Origin of the sequence: Flavobacterium soyae (genome assembly GCF_021245985.1) — a bacterium.
GTDB lineage: Bacteria > Bacteroidota > Bacteroidia > Flavobacteriales > Flavobacteriaceae > Flavobacterium > Flavobacterium soyae.
The window spans coordinates 136893-156722 of the sequence record NZ_JAJQXA010000012.1 but is presented as its reverse complement, the minus strand read 5'-3'; the positions used below and the strand labels follow the sequence as shown (position 1 = coordinate 156722).

Genomic DNA, 19830 nt, shown 5'->3' with positions numbered 1-19830 from the left:
AGATGGAGAATAAACTATTTGAGCTTGAAAAACAACTGGAAGATTATTCTGAATATTCTCAATTAGACATAAAAATCCGTTTGTTGTTTCCTGAAAATTTTAGAGAAATTTATACATATAAAATTTTTGGAGATAATCTACTTTCTATCCCAGCAAATTTAATTATCGATGGTGACGATGATGAATTTGAAAAGCCATTTAGTTTTTTAAACTCATCAGAAGAATTAGATGTTTTTGAAAAAGAGTTTAGATCTGAAATTTCAGATCATTTTCTTCAAGTAGGTCATTTATACAATTTTACGGAAATTGTACTATTAAATAAGATAAAAAATACAGTGCATGTTTTTCATGTTTCTGATATTGCAGATAAAGACTGGTTGAATTATAAATTAGAAAATGGGATTTGTAATTTTGATGAGTTTGTAAATAGTATTCGACCACAGACAGTTTCTTGTTTAATTAATCCAAAAGATTATTCTGAATGGGATATGTTTGAAATTAGAAATGAAACTGAATTAAAAACTGAAACTGAATTGATGGAATTTAAAGATAGAAAAACTCTCAATGAAGAATATTTAGAACAAGTGAAAAAATCTTTAGAAAAAGGATTTATTATTAATTACTCCCCTAAATCGGTGTTATTCAGGTTGAAAAAATAATTTTATCGAAAATACAAAAAAAAAGCTTCTCAATCCAGAAGCTTTTTTTTGCATTTAAAAAATGAATATTTGTCAGTATCTTTGAATATAAAACCGAATATCTTGAAATCGATACTTTTAAAATCAATTTTCTTGTTTTTCGCTGCTTTTCAAATTCAAGCACAAGAACTACTTCCTTTCGTAGAAAATTATAATAAATCAGACTATCAGGGCGATAACCAAATCTGGAATGTGGCTCAGGGTATAGATAAAGCTATGTATTTTGCCAATAACCATTATTTATTGCGTTATGACGGCGTTATCTGGGAAAAATATTCTCTGCCAAATAAAACTATCATTCGTTCTATTTTAATTGAGGGAGATCGAATTTATTCCGGTTCTTATAAAGAATTTGGATATTGGTATAGAGAAAATGGTAAAATGCGCTACGTTTCAATTACCAAAAATCTTCGCTTATTTGATGAAAAAGACAATGAAGAAATCTGGAAAATTTTCAGGTTTAATGGCTCATTATATTTTCAGTCTTTCAATGACGTTTTTATTTACGATGGAAAACGCATTCAAAAAATTAAATTTCCTTTTTTAATATCCTACTGTTTTGTAGTTGATAATAATTTGTATGTCGCTTCGGTTGATAAAGGCCTTTTTAAAATGAAAGGTTCCAAAATTGCAACCCCAAAAAACTGGGATGTTTTAAAAAACACTGTTGTTCATGCGATCGAAACATACAAGGGCAGGACTTATATTTTTACACAAAAAAAAGGGATTTTTATTGCTGAAAATAATGGTTTAAAACCTTGGAATAATCCATTAAATGAAACATTAAAATCAAATGGAATTAATGTAGCCAAGTTTATTAAAAACAACAAATTAGTTGTCGGAACCGGAAATAAAGGGGTTTTTATATATGATTTTAATACCAATACTTTTAAAAATATCGACCGGAATAATGTTTTAATGAACAATTCGGTTTTAAGTATTGGTTTTGATAAAGAAGAAGATTTATGGCTGGGCCTGGATAACGGACTTGCTCATGTTGAGGTCAATTCTCCTATTTCATTCTTTTATGATAATTCCGGAATTCTGGGATCAGTATATTCGGTTGCTACTATTGATAAAGGTTATCTAATTGCTTCAAATCACGGAATTTTTGAATTTGATTCGGGTAATTTTAAAATGCTTCCCAATACACAAGGACAGGGCTGGAATATTACTAAAATTGGCAATAAATATGTTATAGGTCATAACGACGGAACTTTTTGCTATGAAAATGGAGCTTTAGAAAAAATAAATAATGTGAGCGGAGGATGGAATTTATCAAAAAGTACTATTAACGATACCTACTTTCAGTCTACATACAGCGGAGTTTTAGTTTATGATAATGCATCAAAACTAACACAGAATCTGAGGATAAATGATCTTTCGAAACCCATTAAATATGTAGCCCAAAACAAAAAAAATGAAATTTGGGCAGCTGACAATTATCGCGGATTATATCGGGTTTTTCTCGATGATAATTTTAAAACTGTAAAAGTTGAAAATATCACCCAGCAAAGCAAAATCAAAAATGATTTTGGTGTCAAGATTTTTGAATTTAGAAATGAAATCCTTTTTCTGATTAATAATGTTTGGTACACATTTAATTCTATTTCAAATAAATTAGAAGAAAATGAATTATTCAACACCAATTTCAAAAACATCTCTGACGTTGTAGCAATCGATAAGGATCATTTTATGGTTCTTCAGGATGGAATTCTATACCATATATATTCGCACGATAATAAGTTTGTCTGGAACATCATTCAGGAGAAATATTATAAAGGAAAGCTGATTAACGAAAACCTGAGAATTTTTAGAAGCCAGAATCATTATTTACTGAATCTTGATGATGGATTTATTTCGCTTCAGTTAGGATATGAAAACAAACAAAACAAAGGCGTTAAAGTTGAAGCTTACAATGATAATGAACTGCTTGATAACGACGGAAAAATAAAACACAATACAGAACTTCGAATAAATGTTATTTCCGGAATTTATGGTGCAAGCAAACCAAATTTGTTTTATCAAATTAATAAAGGCAAAAATTATATCCCAATTTCAAATGGAGCAATAGTTTTAAATAATTTAAGCAGCGGTTCGCATTCAATTGCAATTTTTAAACATGACGGAGCCAATTACGATAAAGTTTCCAGTTTTGATTTTAGAGTGGCACAGCCGTGGTATTTCTCCTTTTGGATGATATTACTTTACCTGTTAATAATAGCAGCGGTTTTATTTTTCTATTATAAATGGAATAAACTTCGTTACACTCAAAAATTAAAATTACAGGCCGAAGAATTAAAGCACCAGCGTGAAATTCTTGAAATGGAATTAAAAAAGGAAAACGAATTAAATATTCAGGAATATGAAAAACATATTTTAGAACTGGAACTGCTGACAAAATCTTCTGAGGTTGCCGGAAAATCTTTATCAATTGCTAAGCAAAGCGAAATGATTGACAATATCCAAAGCATTTTAGATTCTGAAAAAGATTTTAACAAACTTAAAAGCGAGATAAAAAAAGCAATCAAGATAAATGAAGTAAATAAGCACGAATGGGAAATATTCGAGACAAACTTGAATCAAATTCATAATGAGTTTATCATAAATCTGTCTAAAAAATATCCGCACTTAACCCCAAAAGATATAAAACTGTGTGTTTATCTTAAAATGAACCTTTCTTCTAAGGAAATTGCACCTATGATGAACATCTCTTTTAGAGGTGTAGAACTGCACAGATATCGTCTAAGAAAGAAATTAAATCTGACTCAGGACGAAAACCTGTCAAAGTTTTTATTAACTCTGTAAGATTTGAGTTTGTTTTTTATAGAATTTATATTTTTTCACATCAAAATTTACATAATTCCAATACATCATTACTACATCATAAGGTTATGTTAATGAAATTAATTTAACATTTATGATACTGATAATCATTAGGATACGCTTGTGTTTTAACACAATGATGTGGCTATGCTGTAGTGGTTTTTGATGTACTACAACGTTGTAATTGCTTAATTTGGCTCTACTAACTTAAACGATTACAAACTGTATGAAAAATTTTATTTTTAGCTTTTTAGCGCTCTTATTACTGCCAGCGTATATGTCTGGGCAGGTACAAGCAATTAAAGGAAAAGTAGTTGACAGCAGCGGAATGGGAATTCCCGGAGCGGTAATTGCTTCATCTGATGCCAGAGCAACTGCTGATGCAGATTTCGACGGAAACTTTACCATCAATGCAAAACCCGGAGACATTTTAAAAGTCTCTATGTTAGGTTTTGACTCAGTTTCTGTACCGGCAGCTGCCACACCAATGACAATCACTTTAAAAGAAGCAGCTGATACTGCCTTAAAAGAAGTTGTTGTAATTGGGTACGGTACCAGAAAAAAGATTGACAATACTACAGCAATTTCTTCACTAAAAGGAGAAGATGTAGCAAAAACAAAAGTTCTAAATGCATCTCAGGCTATTCAGGGTAAAGCGGCAGGTGTACAAGTAACTTCTTCTGATGTACCAGGAAGTACTCCTTCTGTAGTAATTAGAGGTTTAGGTACAGCTTTAGGAGGAAGAACACCTTTGTATATTGTAGATGGTATGGCAACAGAAAATATCAACAATATCAATACAAATGATATTACTTCATATGACATTTTAAAAGATGCTTCTGCCTTAGCTATTTATGGTACAAGAGCTGCAAATGGAGTAATCATTATTACTACTAAAAAAGGTAAAGGAGATAAAGTCTCTGTTGAAATTGAAAGCTTTGGTGGTGTAAGAACTCCGCTTAAAAAAGTAAAAATGGCGGGTAGTAATAAATATGCATACTATACCAATTCGGCTTTACAATCTACTACATATTCTCAGGACCAGCCTGTTAATACAGATTGGTTTGACGAGATTACAAGAACAGGAAGTTATACTCAAAATAACATATCTGTTTCTGGAGCTACAGAAAACATTAAATACTTTTTCAGTTTAGGAAATTATGAAGAAAAAGGGATATTAAACGGTTTAGATTATGGCCGTACTACTTTTAGAAATAATAATGAATATAAAATTTCTAAGAAACTAACTTTAACTCAAAATTTTAGTTTAACATCAACTAAATCAGCTCCACAGCCATTATCAGCTTTTACAAATGCTTACAAACAATCACCTGTAGTTCCTGTATATTTTGCAGATGGCAAATATGGAGTGGCTCGTGTTGGAGATGATGGTTTTGCAAGTGAAACTGGAAACTCAATTAATAATGTTGGAAATCCGGTTGCTCAACTTGATTTCTTTGATGAACAACAACGAAGTATTACTTTACAAGGAGGTTTAAAATTAGATTATGAAATTTTTAAATCTTTAAAATTTACTTCACAATTTAATGGTGAATATTATACTTGGAAACAATATAATTATGATGATACAGAAAACATTTGGTTAGCTGCAAATCCTAATAAAACGTCAACGGATTATAGAACAGAGTTTCCAACTGCTAATATCAATTTATTAACAAAAGGAAGAGAACAATACTATAACTGGAGTTTATCTAACTACTTAACATATAATAAAGTATTTAACGAAATCCACGATGTCGAAGTGACTGCTGGTATTGAAACCTATGTTAAAGGATCAAGAGAAAAATTGACCATTAAAAGAAAGAATGTAAATGCTGATGCTAATTATTGGTCTTTAAAAGATGTTGAATATGCGACAAATGTAACAAGTTATAAAGATGAGGTTTTTAACGAAACTAAATTAGCATCTTACTTAGGTCGTTTCCAGTACAAATTGATGGATAGATATTTATTGACAGGAACAGTTAGACGTGATGGATCTTCAAATTTTGCTAAAGATTATCGTTGGGGAACATTCCCGGCTTTTGGAGCAGGATGGATCATTACCAAAGAAAATTTCATGGCTGATGTTAAAGGACTTAACTTATTAAAATTAAGAGGAAGCTGGGGTAAATTAGGAAATCAAAATGTACCGCTTAACAGTCAGGGTTATACTTCAGGTCTGAATGCCTATTTAGGAGGTTCTATTTTAAATGAAGGAACTACAATTAACTCACAAATTGACCCAAGTTTGTCTTGGGAAGTTACTGAGGAATCTTCTGCAGGTTTAGATTTTGAGTTTTTAGACAGCAGATTAAAAGGAACTTTTGACGTGTATGATAAAAATACAGACAACGTAATTTTGAATACAAAGCCTTATATGACATCAGGAATTACTTCTGCATCACCGGCACACGTTGGAGAAGTGTCTAACAAAGGTTTTGAAATCTCTTTACGCTGGGATGATAAAATAGGCGAAAATTTCAGCTACTATGTTGGGGGTAACTTCTCTAACAATAAAAATGAGCTTACTGGTTTAAAAAATGTTATTTTATCTCCGGTTATTGGAGGTGGATTAGGAAATGGTCAGGATACCAAATTACTTGATAACACTACTATAGGTCAGCCATTAGGAAGTTTTTATATCTATGAGTACGCTGGTTTTGATTCTGCAACAGGAAAAATGTTATACTACAATGCTGCAGGAGATAAAGTAACTCAGGATGCTTTGAGTGCTACAGCCGACAAAAAATATGTTGGTTCAAGTTTACCAAAATCTAATTACGGAGTTTCTTTAGGATTCAATTACAAAAACTTTGATTTTTCTGTTGATGGTTATGGTACCGCTGGTGCAAAAGTATACAACGGGAAAAAAGCACAGCGTTTTTACGGAGAAAACATCGAAAACTCAATTGCTACTGATTTCTGGACAGCAAATAATGTAACAGCTTCAAATCCTGCACCTTTTAATCAGGTGCCGGTGGCTTCTACTTATTACTTAGAATCAGGGGACTTTTTTAGAATCAACAATATTACACTAGGATACAAATTACCATTGCAGGAAGGTAGTTTCATAAGTGCATGCAGAATTTATTTAAATGCGATTAATCCATTTATTACACAAAAATTCTCAGGGTTCACTCCAGAATTAAACGGAGATGGAAATCCTTATGGAACTCAAGGTGTTGAGCTTGATGCTTACCCAACTTTAAGATCATTTGTACTTGGTGCTAATTTAAAATTTTAATATTATGAAAAAGATATATATAGCAGCGTTTGTATTATCAGCATTCTTTTTTACAGCATGTGCAGACGATTATTTAGATGTAGATCAAACAGAATCTATTTCTACAAGCGATGTAGAGTTATTTAATAACGATGCAGGAGCAGCTCAGTTCGTGACAGCAATTTATAATAAGTTTCTAAATTGGGATATGACTTCATTCGGCTGGATCGGGTTATCAAGTATTACATCTGATGATGCTGATAAAGGATCTTCTGCCGGAGATACAGGAACAGATAAAGATGTATTGGATGCTTTGACTTATAATGCTTCTAATCCTTCTGCAGAAAGTACTTTTATAGCCAATTATGATGGAATAAACAGATGTAATCAGGCCTTAAATATACTTCCAAAATTAGATAAAGTAGATGCTGCCTTAAGAAACAGATTAGCAGGTGAGGCTAAGTTTTTAAGAGCTTTTATGTATTTTACTTTGGTAAAATGTTATGGTGGAGTACCAATTGTAGATCATTTACCGGTTCCGGGTTCAGACTCAGACAGAATAATGCAGTTAACTCGTAAAACACCTGCAGAAGTATATGCTTTTATCGAAGCAGATTTAAATGATGCAATTGCTGCATTACCTGAAAAAGGAGCTTATGGAGCTAATGAAAAATCAAGAGCTTCAAAGGGTGCTGCTTATGCATTATTAGCAAAAGTAAGTTTATATCAAAAGAAATGGCAGCAAGTAATTGATAATGCTAACAAAGTTACAGGTTACTCAATTGTTAGCGATTATGCGTCAATGTACAGAGCATCAGGAAAATTTGATTCAGAATCTATCTTCGAAATTTATGCACAAGGAGCTGTTCCTGCTAAAGGAATCGAAGGGTATTCTAACACGCAAGGTGCTCGTGGTACTGGCGGCTGGGGCTGGGGGTTTAATACACCATCTCAAAGTTTAGTAAACGCATACGAGGCTGGTGACGTTAGAAAAGCTGCAACTATCATTTTTAGAGGACAAACTTTATATGATGGAAGACTTATTCCAACAACAGTTGAAAATGAAAGATACAACTACAAAGCTTACTCATCATTATACACTAGTGCTTGGGAAACAGATGTTGACATTAAATACCTAAGATATGCCGAAGTTTTATTAATGAAAGCAGAAGCATTAAATGAACTAGGACAAACTTCAGACGCTATTCCATTATTAAACCAAATTAGAAACAGAGCAGGTTTAGGAAATACTCCGGCAGTTTCTCAAGCAGATGTTAGAATTGCAATTTGGAAAGAAAGAAGAGTAGAAATGGCTTTTGAGCACGACAGATTTTTTGATTTAGTACGTACAGGTCAGGCTAAAGCTGCTTTTGCAGTAGATGGAAAAACTTTTACTGAGGGTAAAAACGAATTATTTCCTATCCCGGCGTCATTCATCAAACAGGCAAATGGTTTATCAGCTCAAAATCCTGGTTATTAATTCTTAAAGACATTAAAAATGAAAAAAAATAAATCTATTTTCATGCTTTCTTTTGTTTTGGTTTCAGCATTGTTTGCTGGCTGCGAAGATAGTATTGATAAAGTAAACAGTCCAATTCCGTATGAGTCAATTGGAGGATATGAAAATTCAGATGATATTGCAGCTGCTCACTTAGTATCTAAATTTAGTTTTGATGGTAATATTGCAGATTCAAAAAATAGTATAACAGACGGATCAGCAACAAATGTAACCTATGAAACCGGTATAAAAGGAGAAGCTTATAAAGGATCTCCTAGTTCTTTTATTTCATATAATACAGTTGCAAATTCAGTAGTAAACGTAAAAAGCATAACAGTTTCAATGTGGATTAAAACAGATCCACATACTGGCGGTGCACAATCATTATTTATGCTTCCTAAAAAAACAGATTTTTGGGGAAATATTTTTACACTTATTGAAGGAACAGGACCAGCAACAACAATGCTGCTTAAAAACCATATTCAAAAAGATGTTACACCAAGTATTCCCTGGGCAGGGCAATTTATTGAGCATGGCGGAGCAAATGTTTTAATAAATATGTTTGGAACATGGAAACATTTAGTATGGACATACAATGGTACAAGTTCTACTTATAGCATTTACATTGATGGACAAAAGCTGAATATCCCTGCATCTATTGCAAAAAGATATGCGAGCGATCCTACAACGGGAGGGGCTCCTTATGGAGAATTAGCAAATTCTGAAGTTTCTAAATTTATCATTGGAGGTTATCAGCAGCATTTAGGTGCTCCTTGGGGCAATGCAGATGGGTGGATGCTTCATTATACAGGCTTAATGGACGAATTCAGAATTTATGATGCAGCTCTTACTGACAATGAAGTCGTAGCTCTTTATAAATTAGAAAAAGACAAAAGATAAGCATTTTTTACACACCTGGAGGTTTATCCTCCAGGTGTATTTTAATTAGTTAATACATTATTTATCGACATGAAAATTTCAATATACATAGTCTCTCTTTTTAGTTTTTTTAACTCATGTTCATCGTCTGGACCAGACGGAACCTCTGGCGGAACCCCATTACCAACAACTCCAACCACACCAACAAAGCCTTTAACAGATGCTGAAGCTATGGATCAGGTGCAGAAAGATGCAATAAAATATTTTTGGGAATATGCAGATTCTAATTCAAAACTTGCAAGAGAAAGATATCTTACTGATGATCCTAATTTTGAAGCAAATATTATAACAACAGGAGGCTCAGCTTTTGGTTTAATGAGCATAATTGTAGGTGTAGAAAGAGGTTTTTTACCTAGGGCAGAAGCTGTTTCTAGACTTACAACAGCATTAACTTTTCTGGAAAAAGCAGAACGTTTTCACGGAGCATGGCCGCACTGGATGGATAATAAATCAGGAAAAGTAATTCCGTTTGGTACAAAAGATAATGGAGGAGATTTAGTAGAAACTTCTTTTGTCTGCCAGGCATTAATTACTATCAGAGAATATTTTAAAAACGGAAGCACAGCTGAAAAAGAATTAGCCACAAAAGCTGATGAACTTTGGAAAGGCGTAGAATGGGATTGGTACACACAAGGACAAGATGCACTATACTGGCATTGGTCTCCAAATTATGGTTGGGAAATGAACTTTAAACTAGAAGGATATAACGAATGTTTAATTACGTATGTAATGGCAGCTTCTTCGCCAACACATCCAATTTCTGCAGAAGCTTATCATAAAGCTTGGGCAAGAAATGGGGCTATAGCAGATGGCAGATCTCAATACGGTATTCCGGTAGTTTTAAACTACAATGGGGCTTCTGGAAATGTTGGACCAATGTTCTGGTCGCATTATTCTTATTTAGGTTTAGATCCAAATAACTTAAAAGATAAATATGCAGATTACTGGCAATTGACTCAAAACCATGCTAAAATTATGGTTCAGTACAGTATCGCCAACCCAAAAGGCTTTAAAGATTATTCAGATAAATGCTGGGGATTAACAGCAAGCTATACCAGAAACCCTGATGGTACAACGGGTTATACAGCACACCAGCCTAATAATGACAATGGTGTAATTTCGCCAACTGCTGCATTATCATCGTTTCCTTATACGCCGGTAGAATCTATGAAGTTTCTGCATTATTTATATGATGAAAACAAAGCAAAATATGTTGGAATAGCAGGGCCTTATGATGCTTTTTCGCCGCAATACAATTGGGTAACACCTCGATATTTAGCGATCGATCAGGGAACAATAGCGCCAATGATAGAAAACTACAGAACTGGTTTATTATGGAAGTTATTTATGAATGCATCTGATACTAAACAAGGTTTAAAAAAGCTTGGCTTTACATCAGGAAAATACGGTTTTTAAGATATAATCTATTATGAAATATAAACTGGGTTTAGTATTGCTTTTTATTTCCGTATTGGGTTTTGCTCAAAGTGAAACAACAGGAAAGTTAAAAACAGTTGTAGTAACCAATTATGAATTAGGTTATGTACTACACAAACCAGCAAATACGAAAGATAAAAAGCCGCTAATAGTTTTTATTTCAGGAGATGGAGAAAAAGGGACAGATATTGAAAAAATAAAAGTTCACGGCCCTTTAAAATATTTAAAAACAAATACATTAGACGCTTATGTTTTGGCGCCGCAATGCAAAGAACAGGAGAATTGGGATACAGAATCAATTTACGAACTGATTTTAAAAATTCAGAAAGAGAACAAAATTGATTCAGAAAGAATATATGTTACTGGTTTAAGCTCAGGAGGCTGGGCATCATGGAATTTGGCTTTTGCACATCCGGATCTATTTGCCGCAAACGTACCTGTCGCTGGCTTTGTAGATTTAATTCAGTTAGAGAAAACTTGTGAAATAGCCAATATTCCAACCAGAATTTTCCACGGATTATTAGATGATGTGGTAAAAGTAGATTATGCCATAAGCGTTTATAAAGAGCTAAAAAAGTGTAATGCAAAAGATGTTCAGTTAACTATTTTTGATGATGCAGGGCATGACAGCTGGACAAGAGTTTATGACAATCCCGAAATTTATGACTGGATGTTGAAACAGAAAAAATTGAATATGAACAAATAAATATTATAGAATGAAATCGCTATGATTCCAAATTACAAATAGAATGAAGAAAAGCGATTCCATTTCCATTAAAAAACAAATATTAAATACACATGAAAAACAAATTAGTCTTACTTTTTTTAGGATGTGCTGTTTTGGGTTACGCTCAAAAAAAGAGCACAAAAAGTACAGTGAAAATTAAACCTAAGTCAGAGTTTGTAGCAGAGTTAATGTCAAAAATGACATTAGAGGAAAAATTAGGACAGTTAAATTTACCAACATCTGGTGATATTACAACAGGGCAGGCAAACAGCTCAAATGTTGCAAAAAATATCGCAGAAGGAAAAGTGGGCGGTTTGTTCAATATAAAATCAGTGCAAAAAATTAAAGAAGTACAAAAAATAGCTGTAGAACAAAGCCGTTTAAAAATTCCATTGCTTTTTGGTATGGATGTTATTCACGGTTACGAAACAACATTCCCAATTCCGTTAGGATTATCTTGTACTTGGGATATGGCTTTAATTGAAAGAAGCGCACAGATTGCTGCAAAAGAGGCAAGCGCAGACGGAATCAACTGGACATTTTCACCAATGGTAGATATTTCCCGTGATCCGCGCTGGGGAAGAGTTTCTGAGGGTTCAGGAGAAGATCCGTATTTAGGAAGCCAGATTGCAAAAGCGATGGTAAACGGATACCAACAGCACGATCTTTCAAAAAACAACTCCATTTTAGCGTGTGTAAAACACTTTGCATTGTACGGAGCGCCAGAAGGTGGTCGTGATTACAATACAGTTGATATGAGCCATATCAGAATGTTTAATGATTATTTCCCGCCTTACAAAGCAGCTGTTGACGCTGGAGTAGGTTCAGTTATGGCTTCTTTCAATGAAATTGACGGAATTCCTGCAACTGGAAACAAATGGTTAATGACAGATGTTTTAAGAAAACAATGGGGTTTTAAAGGTTTCGTAGTGACAGATTTTACAGGAATTCCTGAAATGATCGAACATGGAATGGGGAACCTTCAAGACGTTTCTGCCTTAGCATTAAATGCTGGTGTAGAAATGGATATGGTTGGAGAAGGTTTCTTAGGAACATTGAAAAAATCATTAGACGAAAAAAGAGTTTCTATCGAGACAATAGATAATGCCGTTAGACTTATTTTAGAAGCAAAATATGATTTAGGATTATTCCAGGATCCATATAAATATTGCGACGAAAAAAGAGCTAAAACTGAAATATTCACAGCAGACAGCAGAAAAGAAGCACGTCAAATCGCTGCACAATCATTGGTTTTATTAAAAAACCAAAATCAATTATTACCTCTTAAAAAATCAGGAACAATTGGTTTAATCGGGCCTTTGGCAGATGCTAAAGAAAACATGCCGGGAACATGGAGTGTAGCTACAAGAATGGAAAATGCTGTTTCATTATTGGCAGGAATTAAGGAAGTTGCAGGACCATCAACAAAAGTTTTATATGCTAAAGGAAGTAATTTAGATTACGACGAAGAATTTGAAACTAAAGCTACAATGTTTGGAAAAACATTACACCGTGACGGTCGTTCAAAAGAAGAATTATTAGCAGAAGCTTTAAAAGTTGCACAGCAATCAGATGTAATTATTGCTGCACTTGGAGAATCTGCTGAAATGAGCGGGGAATCAAGCAGCCGTACGAATTTAGAAATTCCACAAGCACAAAAAGACTTATTAAACGCATTATTAAAAACTGGAAAACCAGTAGTTGTAGTATTATTTGACGGACGTCCGTTAGTGATTACTGACGAAGAAAAAACAGTTCCAGCCATTTTAAATGCTTGGTTTGCGGGTACAGAAGCAGGTTACGCAATTGCTGACGTTTTATTTGGAGATGTAAACCCTTCTGGAAAATTAACAACAACTTTTCCAAGAAGTGTAGGGCAGTTACCAATTTACTACGCGCACAAAAATACTGGAAGACCGCTTTCTAATACAGAAGGAAAATTCGAAAAATTCAGATCAAACTATATTGACGAAAGAAACGAGCCATTATTCCCATTTGGTTTTGGTTTAAGCTACACGACTTTTGATTACTCAAACCTTAAAATTTCTTCTGATAAAATGAACTTCAGCGGAAAACTAAAAGTAACGGTTGACGTAGCAAATACAGGAAATTTTGACGGAAAAGAAACAGTTCAATTATACATTAGAGATTTAGTTGGTTCCGTAACAAGACCAGTTAGAGAATTGAAAGGTTTCCAAAAAATAGCACTTAAAAAAGGTGAAAAACAAACAGTAAGTTTTGATATTACTGTTGAGGATTTAAAATTTTATAATTCTGATTTGCAATTCGCAGCAGAACCTGGACAGTTTGATATTTTCGTTGGAGGAAATTCAACTGCCGACAAGAAAGTTAGTTTTGAGTTAACTAAATAGTTGGTTTATTGATTAGTAAGGGCCCTTCGTTTGGTTGACGGAGGGCTTTTTTATAAAAGAACATTTTTTATAAATCATAATTTTTAAAATAATGAAAACTATTAAAGCACTCAAAATACCACTTTTTTTAGCAGTAACAATTGTTTTTCAATCGTGCTGCGTAAAAGAGAATGCAATAGTGGCACACCGTGGTGCATGGAAAAAAAATAATCTTCCCGAAAATTCTATCGCATCTTTAAGACATGCCATTGACTTAAAATTGCCCGGTTCAGAATTTGACGTTTGGAGAACCGCAGATGATTCGCTCGTAATCAACCACGATGCGCATTATAACAAATTGCTTATCGAACAAACCAATTATGCTGACTTAATAAAGTTTAAACTTTCTAATGGAGAAAAACTTCCAACATTACACGAATATATTTCAGAAGGAAAAAAGAACAACAAACACACTCTTTTAGTCTGCGAAATAAAACCTTCGGAAATTAATAAAGAAAGAGGAAAACAAACTGCCATAAAAGCAGTTGAAACCATCAAAAAACTAAAAGCAGATAAAAATACCTGTTACATAAGTTTTGACTATGAAATTCTAAAACAAATTAGACAAGTTGACCAGAAAACGGTTTTGCAGTATTTAGAAGGAAATAAATCTCCGAAAGAAGTAAAAATAGATAATATTAACGGTGTTGATTATCATTATTCAGTCTTTAAAAAACATCCTGAATGGATTAAAGAAGCAAAAGACAATAATATAATTCTAAATGCCTGGACAGTTAACGAAGCGGCTGATATGGATTGGATTATAGAAAATAAATTCAATTACATTACCACAAACGAACCTGAACTTTTAAGCGAAAGATTAAAAGAAAAAAAATAGATTTTCATCATCATTTTACTAAGAGATTGAATTCTATAAACTTAAAAAGAATACAAATGAAAAAGATATTCCTATTGCTTTTGGCTGCCTGTACAACAAGTATTTGGCCGCAAAAAGCTAATATTCCCGGGAAAACAGATTGGTTTGACCCAAATAAACCTGCAACAACTTATTGTAATCCAATTAATATTGGATACAATTTTACTACTCACAATCATAATGGAATTCCTGAATCGCGCCGTTCCAGTGCCGATCCGGTAATTATTACCTATAAAGGCGAATACTATTTATTTGCTACGAATCAGGCAGGTTTCTTCTGGAGTAAAGATATGTCAGACTGGAATTTTGTTTATGGAAGTTTTCAAAGAAAACCTGGTGACGACGATCAATGCGCCCCTGCGGCGTGGGTTGTAAACGATACTTTATTTTATGTGGGTTCAACATGGAATAGAGATCATCCAATTTGGAAAACTGCCGATCCAAAATCAGGAAGATGGACACGTCACGTAGACAAAGCCATGCTGCCAACTTGGGATCCTGCGATTTTTCAGGATGATGACAAGAAAGTATATATGTATTACGGTTCAAGCGGAAAGCTGCCGCTTGTAGGAACAGAGGTTGATTATAATACATGGCTTCCAAAAGGAAATCAGGCCGATTATGCACAATTATACAAAGCAACAGAAGTAGAAGATATTCAGCGTCCGTATGGGCAGATCAAAGAAGTTGCTGTTTTAGACCCTGCAGCGCACGGCTGGGAACGTTTTGGCCCAAACAATGATATGGAACCAGCACCTTGGGGAAATTTCATTGAAGGAGCGTGGATGACCAAACACAACGGAAAATATTATATGCAATATGGCGCACCTGCAACTGAATTTAAAGGTTATGCAAACGGAGTTCATGTTGGAGATAATCCGTTAGGGCCATTTACCTATCAAAAACACAATCCAATGTCATATAAACCAGGCGGATTTGTGATTGGAGCTGGACACGGAAATACTTTTGCAGATAACTACGGAAATTATTGGAACACAGGAACATGTAAGATTTCTATAAAAGACCGTTTTGAGCGTCGTATCGATATGTTTCCGGCAGGTTTTGATAAAGATGATGTTATGTATTCGATAACTTCTTATGGAGATTTTCCAATTGTTCTTCCAACGGGTAATCGTGATCAGACAAAAGGAGCTTCATCTGGATGGATGTTACTTTCGTATAAAAAGCCTGTAACTGTTTCTTCTTCTGAGGAATGTTTAGAAGTTGAAACACACAGAATGGATAACGGCGGAAAAAAAGTTTACGAGAAATTTTGTTATGGCCCTGAAAATTTAACCGATGAAAATATCCAAACCTATTGGTCTGCTAAAACAGGAAATCCGGACGAATGGCTTCAAATGGATTTAGGCCGTCAAATGGAAATTAAGGCCTTGCAGATCAATTATGCAGACCATAAAGCAACGCAGTATAACAAGGCGATGGATATTTATTATCAGTATAAAATTTTTATGTCTGATGATGCACAAAACTGGACTTTGGTGGTTGACAAATCTAAAAATGATAAAGATGCACCACATGATTATGTTGAATTAACAAAATCGTTTAAAGCACGTTACATAAAAATGGTTAACATTCACAATGCATCTGGATTGTTTGCTATTTCAGATTTCAGAGTTTTTGGAAATGGATTATCAGAGAAACCAAAAGCGGTTACGTCGTTTAAAGTGGACAGAAATAAACTGGATTCAAGAAACGCTATGATTTCATGGAAAAAACAAAATGATGCCGTTGGATATAATATTTATTATGGAATTGCTCCGGATAAATTATACAACAGTATTATGGTTTATGGAGATAACACGTACGATTTTAGAGGTTTAGACAAAGGAACAAAGTATTATTTTACTATAGAAGCCTTTAATGAAAACGGTATTGGCATAAAAAATAAGATTATCGAAGTAAAGTAACATTATTTTAAAGAAAACAAGAAAAACTCTAATTATGAACAAAAAAGGTTTATAATTAGAGTTTTTTTTGAGAAAAGGCTGCGAAAAATACCTGACAGTTCTATAGAATTTTGTTTCTTTGTAAGAGAAGCCAAAAAAGCAACATAACCCCAAAATGTTATTAAAATTATGAAAAAAACGATTCTTTTAACTGCTTTAGTTTTAAATGGATTGACCGCATCTTTTGCTCAGTCAAATGATGAAAAAAACATTAAATTATTTTATAAAAAAGCTTTAACCGAAGCTAAATGTTATTCTTGGTTAGAATATCTTTCAAATGATATCGGAAGCCGTTTATCTGGATCAAAAGGTGCTGCAGAAGCTGTTGAGTATACAAAAAGACAATTAGAAGGTCTGGGGCTTGACAAAGTTTATCTTCAGGAAGTTATGGTTCCTCACTGGGTTCGAGGCGAAAAAGAAACTGCTTTTATTTTAGATGGAAAAGTAAAAACTGCGGTGCCAATCTGCGCACTTGGAGGTTCAGTTGCAACTCCAAAAACAGGAATTACTGCTGAGGTAATCGAAGTACAAAGCATTGACGAATTGAAAGGTCTTGGAGATAAAGTAAAAGGTAAAATTGTATTTTTTAACAGACCAATGAATCCTGAAAATATCGCAGCATTTGAATCTTATTCAGGTGCAGGAGATCAAAGAAGAAGTGGTGCAAAAGAAGCTGCAAAACTTGGGGCAGTGGGTGCAATTGTGCGTTCATTAAATTTTCGTTTAGACGATTTTCCTCATACAGGAGCTCAAAGCTACGATGATTTACCTAAAAATCAATATATTCCGGCAGCGGCAATCAGCACAAATGGAGCTGAATTATTGAGTAAATTATTAAAAGCAAATCCGGCTTTAAAATTCTATTTCAAACAATCTTGTGAAACATTGCCGGATGCATTATCCTATAATGTTATTGGAGAATTAACAGGAACTGTAACTCCGGAGAACATTATTGTTGTTGGCGGGCATTTAGATTCTTGGGATTTAGCCGATGGTTCTCATGACGATGGAGCAGGAGTAGTACAAAGTATGGAAGTTGTCCGTATTTTGAAAAACCTAAACTATAAACCAAAAAATACTATTCGCGTTGTTTTGTTTATGAATGAAGAAAATGGAGGAAAAGGCGGTGCTAAATATGAGGAAGTTTCAAAACAAAAGAACGAGAACCATATTTTTGCTTTAGAAAGTGATTCAGGCGGATTTACTCCAAGAGGTTTTTCTATCGAAGCTGACGATGCTAATTTTAAAAAGATTCAAGGATTTAAAGATTTCTTCGAGCCATATTTTATTAATAGTTTTATCAAAGGACATGCAGGTTCAGATATTGAGCATTTAACTTCAAAAACAATTGTAAAAGCAGGTTTAATGCCAGATTCACAGCGTTATTTTGATTATCACCACGCAGCAAACGATAAATTTGATGCCATTAACAAAAGAGAATTAGAGCTTGGGGCAGCAACGATGACTTCGTTAATCTATTTAATAGACCAAACGGGAATTGTTCTTCCATCAGCAAATTAAGACTTTTTAATCAGCATATTTGAAAGCTGCGAGTATAAACTCGCAGCTTTTTTTATTTGATAAAATTCTAAGTTTAATTTTTCATTACTAAATAATAAAAAAATGTAATTGGAATATTAGAAAACAGAATTAAAATTTTAACCGCAATATCTCTCCTTTGCTCAGGAAGATGAATAAATCTTTCTGTTAAATAAAAAAGCATTATCGTATTTAATACTATTGCAGAAAGTACAAATGGCCACGCAATGATTAAGATATTTGAACTTTCATTTGACACAATATAAAGTATAAACAGCAGTGTAATGATTATAAAGGTTCCAATTGCTAATTCAGTAGATTGTTTTTCTTCAAAAGATTTATGGTTGATGGTTTTCATAAGGTTTAAATTTTAAATGTTTGCTGAATAGATACTATGGGCATTAAAAGCATTTTTGAAAAATCCAGATAATAGAATGAATGCGCTCGTTTTCCCCTGATAAATTGTCGAACGAAGTATTTTATCTGTTTTGGATAAAATAATGTTCCTGATAAAATTACCATGAACAAATACAAACTTCTTTTTCCATTGCCAAGAAGATAATACTGCATCCCGATTTCTTCATAAACAGAAATTCCGGTATTAGTTAAAACATGAATAATATCATGATCTTCCAGTTTTTCCTGAATATCAAAATGATGTTTATAGAGAAAATTTCCTAAACCATATCCCAAACTATCTTTCGGGAAATTCATTAATTCGGCTTTATTAATTTCCCATGGCTCATTCTTCTTAAAATATTTTTGATAAGGCTTTTTTGTGTATTCATATAATCTTTCAATTAAATAATCTCTCATATTTTGGGTAGTTAAAAGTTCTTTGAATTTCAAAGTGAATAGTGAAATAAAAAAGCTAATTGGTTTTAGCATTAGCTTTTATTGAATTTTAATAATTATCAATTATAGCTGTAAGCAAATTTGAATTGGCTAGGTCAGAAGGGGCAGTTACTTTTTCTTCTAACGGAATTTCATTACCATATCTTTCCTTTAATATTTTTTGAACCCTTGGATCTTCTAGATTAAAACTCTTCAATTCTCTTAGTTTTGAAAGTTCGATTCCGGCGGCGTTTTTATAAATCTTCCAAACTAATTCAGAACAATAAATCTTTGTATCAGTCCATTCAAAATAGGCATCATATTCTTTTCCATCAAACTGCTGGCTGTAATCTTTCATTTTTTGAAGAACGGGCGGGGTTAAAACTTTATCAGCATTTTTTAATCGTTTTACCACATATTTATTGTCTTTTCCGTGCTGAATCCATTCATCAAGCGGTGTAAGTTTCACAGGCTGAACTGCCTCAAAAACAAACCAATTTCCGTTTATATTATAAATGATACCGCAATGAGAAAATTTAGAATTGGTTGCAATTCTCACCGCTTCACATTGAGGAGATTGTGAAGTTTGGAATATAATATCTCCATCCTGAATTTTATCTAAAACTATATTCGTTTCAGATTTTGCTTTAGAAAATGGATTATTTGGAAAAACTTTCATCGCCACAAATAATGCACAGCCAAAACTCAGCAGAAATGTAATGATTAGAAAAATATATTTTTGTTTTTTCATAGCTTATCAAAAAGTATTTAAAGTACTTTGAGTTGCAAAGTAAATAATAAAAAAAATAGTTACCAAATAAATGATAACTATTTTTAGAATATATTTTTGA

The 19830-nt window shown here is 33.4% G+C and carries 14 protein-coding genes; 11 read left to right on the top strand and 3 right to left on the bottom strand.

Features of this window, described 5'->3' with window-relative positions; translation table 11 throughout:
* Positions 1-2: 2 nt before the first annotated feature.
* The 11 genes from LUU93_RS16035 to LUU93_RS15985 all read left to right on the top strand — a co-directional run bounded on the left by LUU93_RS16035 (position 3) and on the right by LUU93_RS15985 (position 18127).
* Positions 3-659: a hypothetical protein gene (locus tag LUU93_RS16035; RefSeq protein WP_073482278.1), complete on the top strand. Its 657-nt coding sequence runs from the start codon at positions 3-5 to the stop codon at positions 657-659.
* A 102-nt stretch (positions 660-761) separates the two neighbouring features.
* A complete protein-coding gene (locus LUU93_RS16030) occupies positions 762-3506 on the top strand; it encodes a helix-turn-helix and ligand-binding sensor domain-containing protein (RefSeq protein WP_232682187.1) in 2745 nt (914 codons plus the stop codon).
* Positions 3507-3750: 244 nt separating this feature from the next.
* Entirely contained in the window at positions 3751-6771 is a 3021-nt protein-coding gene (locus tag LUU93_RS16025) for a SusC/RagA family TonB-linked outer membrane protein (protein WP_232682186.1), read from the top strand.
* Positions 6772-6775: 4 nt separating this feature from the next.
* Entirely contained in the window at positions 6776-8230 is a 1455-nt protein-coding gene (locus tag LUU93_RS16020) for a RagB/SusD family nutrient uptake outer membrane protein (protein ID WP_232682185.1), read from the top strand.
* Between the two features lie 18 nt (positions 8231-8248).
* Positions 8249-9148, top strand: coding sequence for a LamG domain-containing protein (locus tag LUU93_RS16015; protein ID WP_232682184.1), 900 nt, complete (start codon positions 8249-8251; stop codon positions 9146-9148).
* 69 nt (positions 9149-9217) lie between these two features.
* Complete coding sequence (locus LUU93_RS16010) at positions 9218-10603, top strand: glucoamylase family protein (protein WP_232682183.1); 1386 nt, start codon at positions 9218-9220, stop codon at positions 10601-10603.
* A gap of 13 nt (positions 10604-10616) precedes the next feature.
* Positions 10617-11330 (top strand): carboxylesterase family protein, encoded by a 714-nt coding sequence (locus tag LUU93_RS16005; RefSeq protein WP_232682182.1) that lies wholly within the window; start codon positions 10617-10619, stop codon positions 11328-11330.
* Positions 11331-11422: 92 nt separating this feature from the next.
* Positions 11423-13723, top strand: a complete 2301-nt coding sequence (bglX, locus tag LUU93_RS16000) for a beta-glucosidase BglX (RefSeq protein ID WP_232682181.1) — start codon at positions 11423-11425, stop codon at positions 13721-13723.
* A 91-nt stretch (positions 13724-13814) separates the two neighbouring features.
* Positions 13815-14600 (top strand): glycerophosphodiester phosphodiesterase family protein, encoded by a 786-nt coding sequence (locus LUU93_RS15995; RefSeq protein ID WP_232682180.1) that lies wholly within the window; start codon positions 13815-13817, stop codon positions 14598-14600.
* A gap of 56 nt (positions 14601-14656) precedes the next feature.
* On the top strand, positions 14657-16567 hold the full coding sequence (locus LUU93_RS15990) for a discoidin domain-containing protein (protein ID WP_232682179.1): 1911 nt from the start codon (positions 14657-14659) through the stop codon (positions 16565-16567).
* A gap of 168 nt (positions 16568-16735) precedes the next feature.
* Entirely contained in the window at positions 16736-18127 is a 1392-nt protein-coding gene (locus LUU93_RS15985; protein ID WP_232682178.1) for a M20/M25/M40 family metallo-hydrolase, read from the top strand.
* Between the two features lie 73 nt (positions 18128-18200).
* Here the strand turns inward: LUU93_RS15985 and LUU93_RS15980 are convergent, their stop codons facing one another.
* Genes LUU93_RS15980 through LUU93_RS15970 form a run of 3 tightly spaced genes read right to left on the bottom strand, consistent with a single transcriptional unit; the run spans position 18201 to position 19730 of the window.
* Positions 18201-18503: a hypothetical protein gene (locus tag LUU93_RS15980; protein WP_232682177.1), complete on the bottom strand. Its 303-nt coding sequence runs from the start codon at positions 18501-18503 to the stop codon at positions 18201-18203.
* Positions 18504-18508: 5 nt separating this feature from the next.
* Positions 18509-19033: a hypothetical protein gene (locus LUU93_RS15975; RefSeq protein ID WP_311202635.1), complete on the bottom strand. Its 525-nt coding sequence runs from the start codon at positions 19031-19033 to the stop codon at positions 18509-18511.
* A 16-nt stretch (positions 19034-19049) separates the two neighbouring features.
* Positions 19050-19730 (bottom strand): YiiX family permuted papain-like enzyme, encoded by a 681-nt coding sequence (locus LUU93_RS15970; protein WP_232682176.1) that lies wholly within the window; start codon positions 19728-19730, stop codon positions 19050-19052.
* Positions 19731-19830: the final 100 nt, after the last annotated feature.

Bases quoted from the DNA above. Each gene is read 5' to 3' on its own strand.
- LUU93_RS15990 (WP_232682179.1), top strand. From the start codon at position 14,657: ATGAAAAAGATATTCCTATTGCTTTTGGCTGCCTGTACAACAAGTATT.
- LUU93_RS16025 (WP_232682186.1), top strand. From the start codon at position 3,751: ATGAAAAATTTTATTTTTAGCTTTTTAGCGCTCTTATTACTGCCAGCG.
- LUU93_RS16035 (WP_073482278.1), top strand. From the start codon at position 3: ATGGAGAATAAACTATTTGAGCTTGAAAAACAACTGGAAGATTATTCT.
- LUU93_RS16015 (WP_232682184.1), top strand. From the start codon at position 8,249: ATGAAAAAAAATAAATCTATTTTCATGCTTTCTTTTGTTTTGGTTTCA.
- LUU93_RS15975 (WP_311202635.1), bottom strand. From the start codon at position 19,033: ATGCTAAAACCAATTAGCTTTTTTATTTCACTATTCACTTTGAAATTC.
- bglX (WP_232682181.1), top strand. From the start codon at position 11,423: ATGAAAAACAAATTAGTCTTACTTTTTTTAGGATGTGCTGTTTTGGGT.
- LUU93_RS15995 (WP_232682180.1), top strand. From the start codon at position 13,815: ATGAAAACTATTAAAGCACTCAAAATACCACTTTTTTTAGCAGTAACA.
- LUU93_RS15985 (WP_232682178.1), top strand. From the start codon at position 16,736: ATGAAAAAAACGATTCTTTTAACTGCTTTAGTTTTAAATGGATTGACC.
- LUU93_RS15970 (WP_232682176.1), bottom strand. From the start codon at position 19,730: ATGAAAAAACAAAAATATATTTTTCTAATCATTACATTTCTGCTGAGT.
- LUU93_RS16020 (WP_232682185.1), top strand. From the start codon at position 6,776: ATGAAAAAGATATATATAGCAGCGTTTGTATTATCAGCATTCTTTTTT.
- LUU93_RS16005 (WP_232682182.1), top strand. From the start codon at position 10,617: ATGAAATATAAACTGGGTTTAGTATTGCTTTTTATTTCCGTATTGGGT.
- LUU93_RS16010 (WP_232682183.1), top strand. From the start codon at position 9,218: ATGAAAATTTCAATATACATAGTCTCTCTTTTTAGTTTTTTTAACTCA.
- LUU93_RS15980 (WP_232682177.1), bottom strand. From the start codon at position 18,503: ATGAAAACCATCAACCATAAATCTTTTGAAGAAAAACAATCTACTGAA.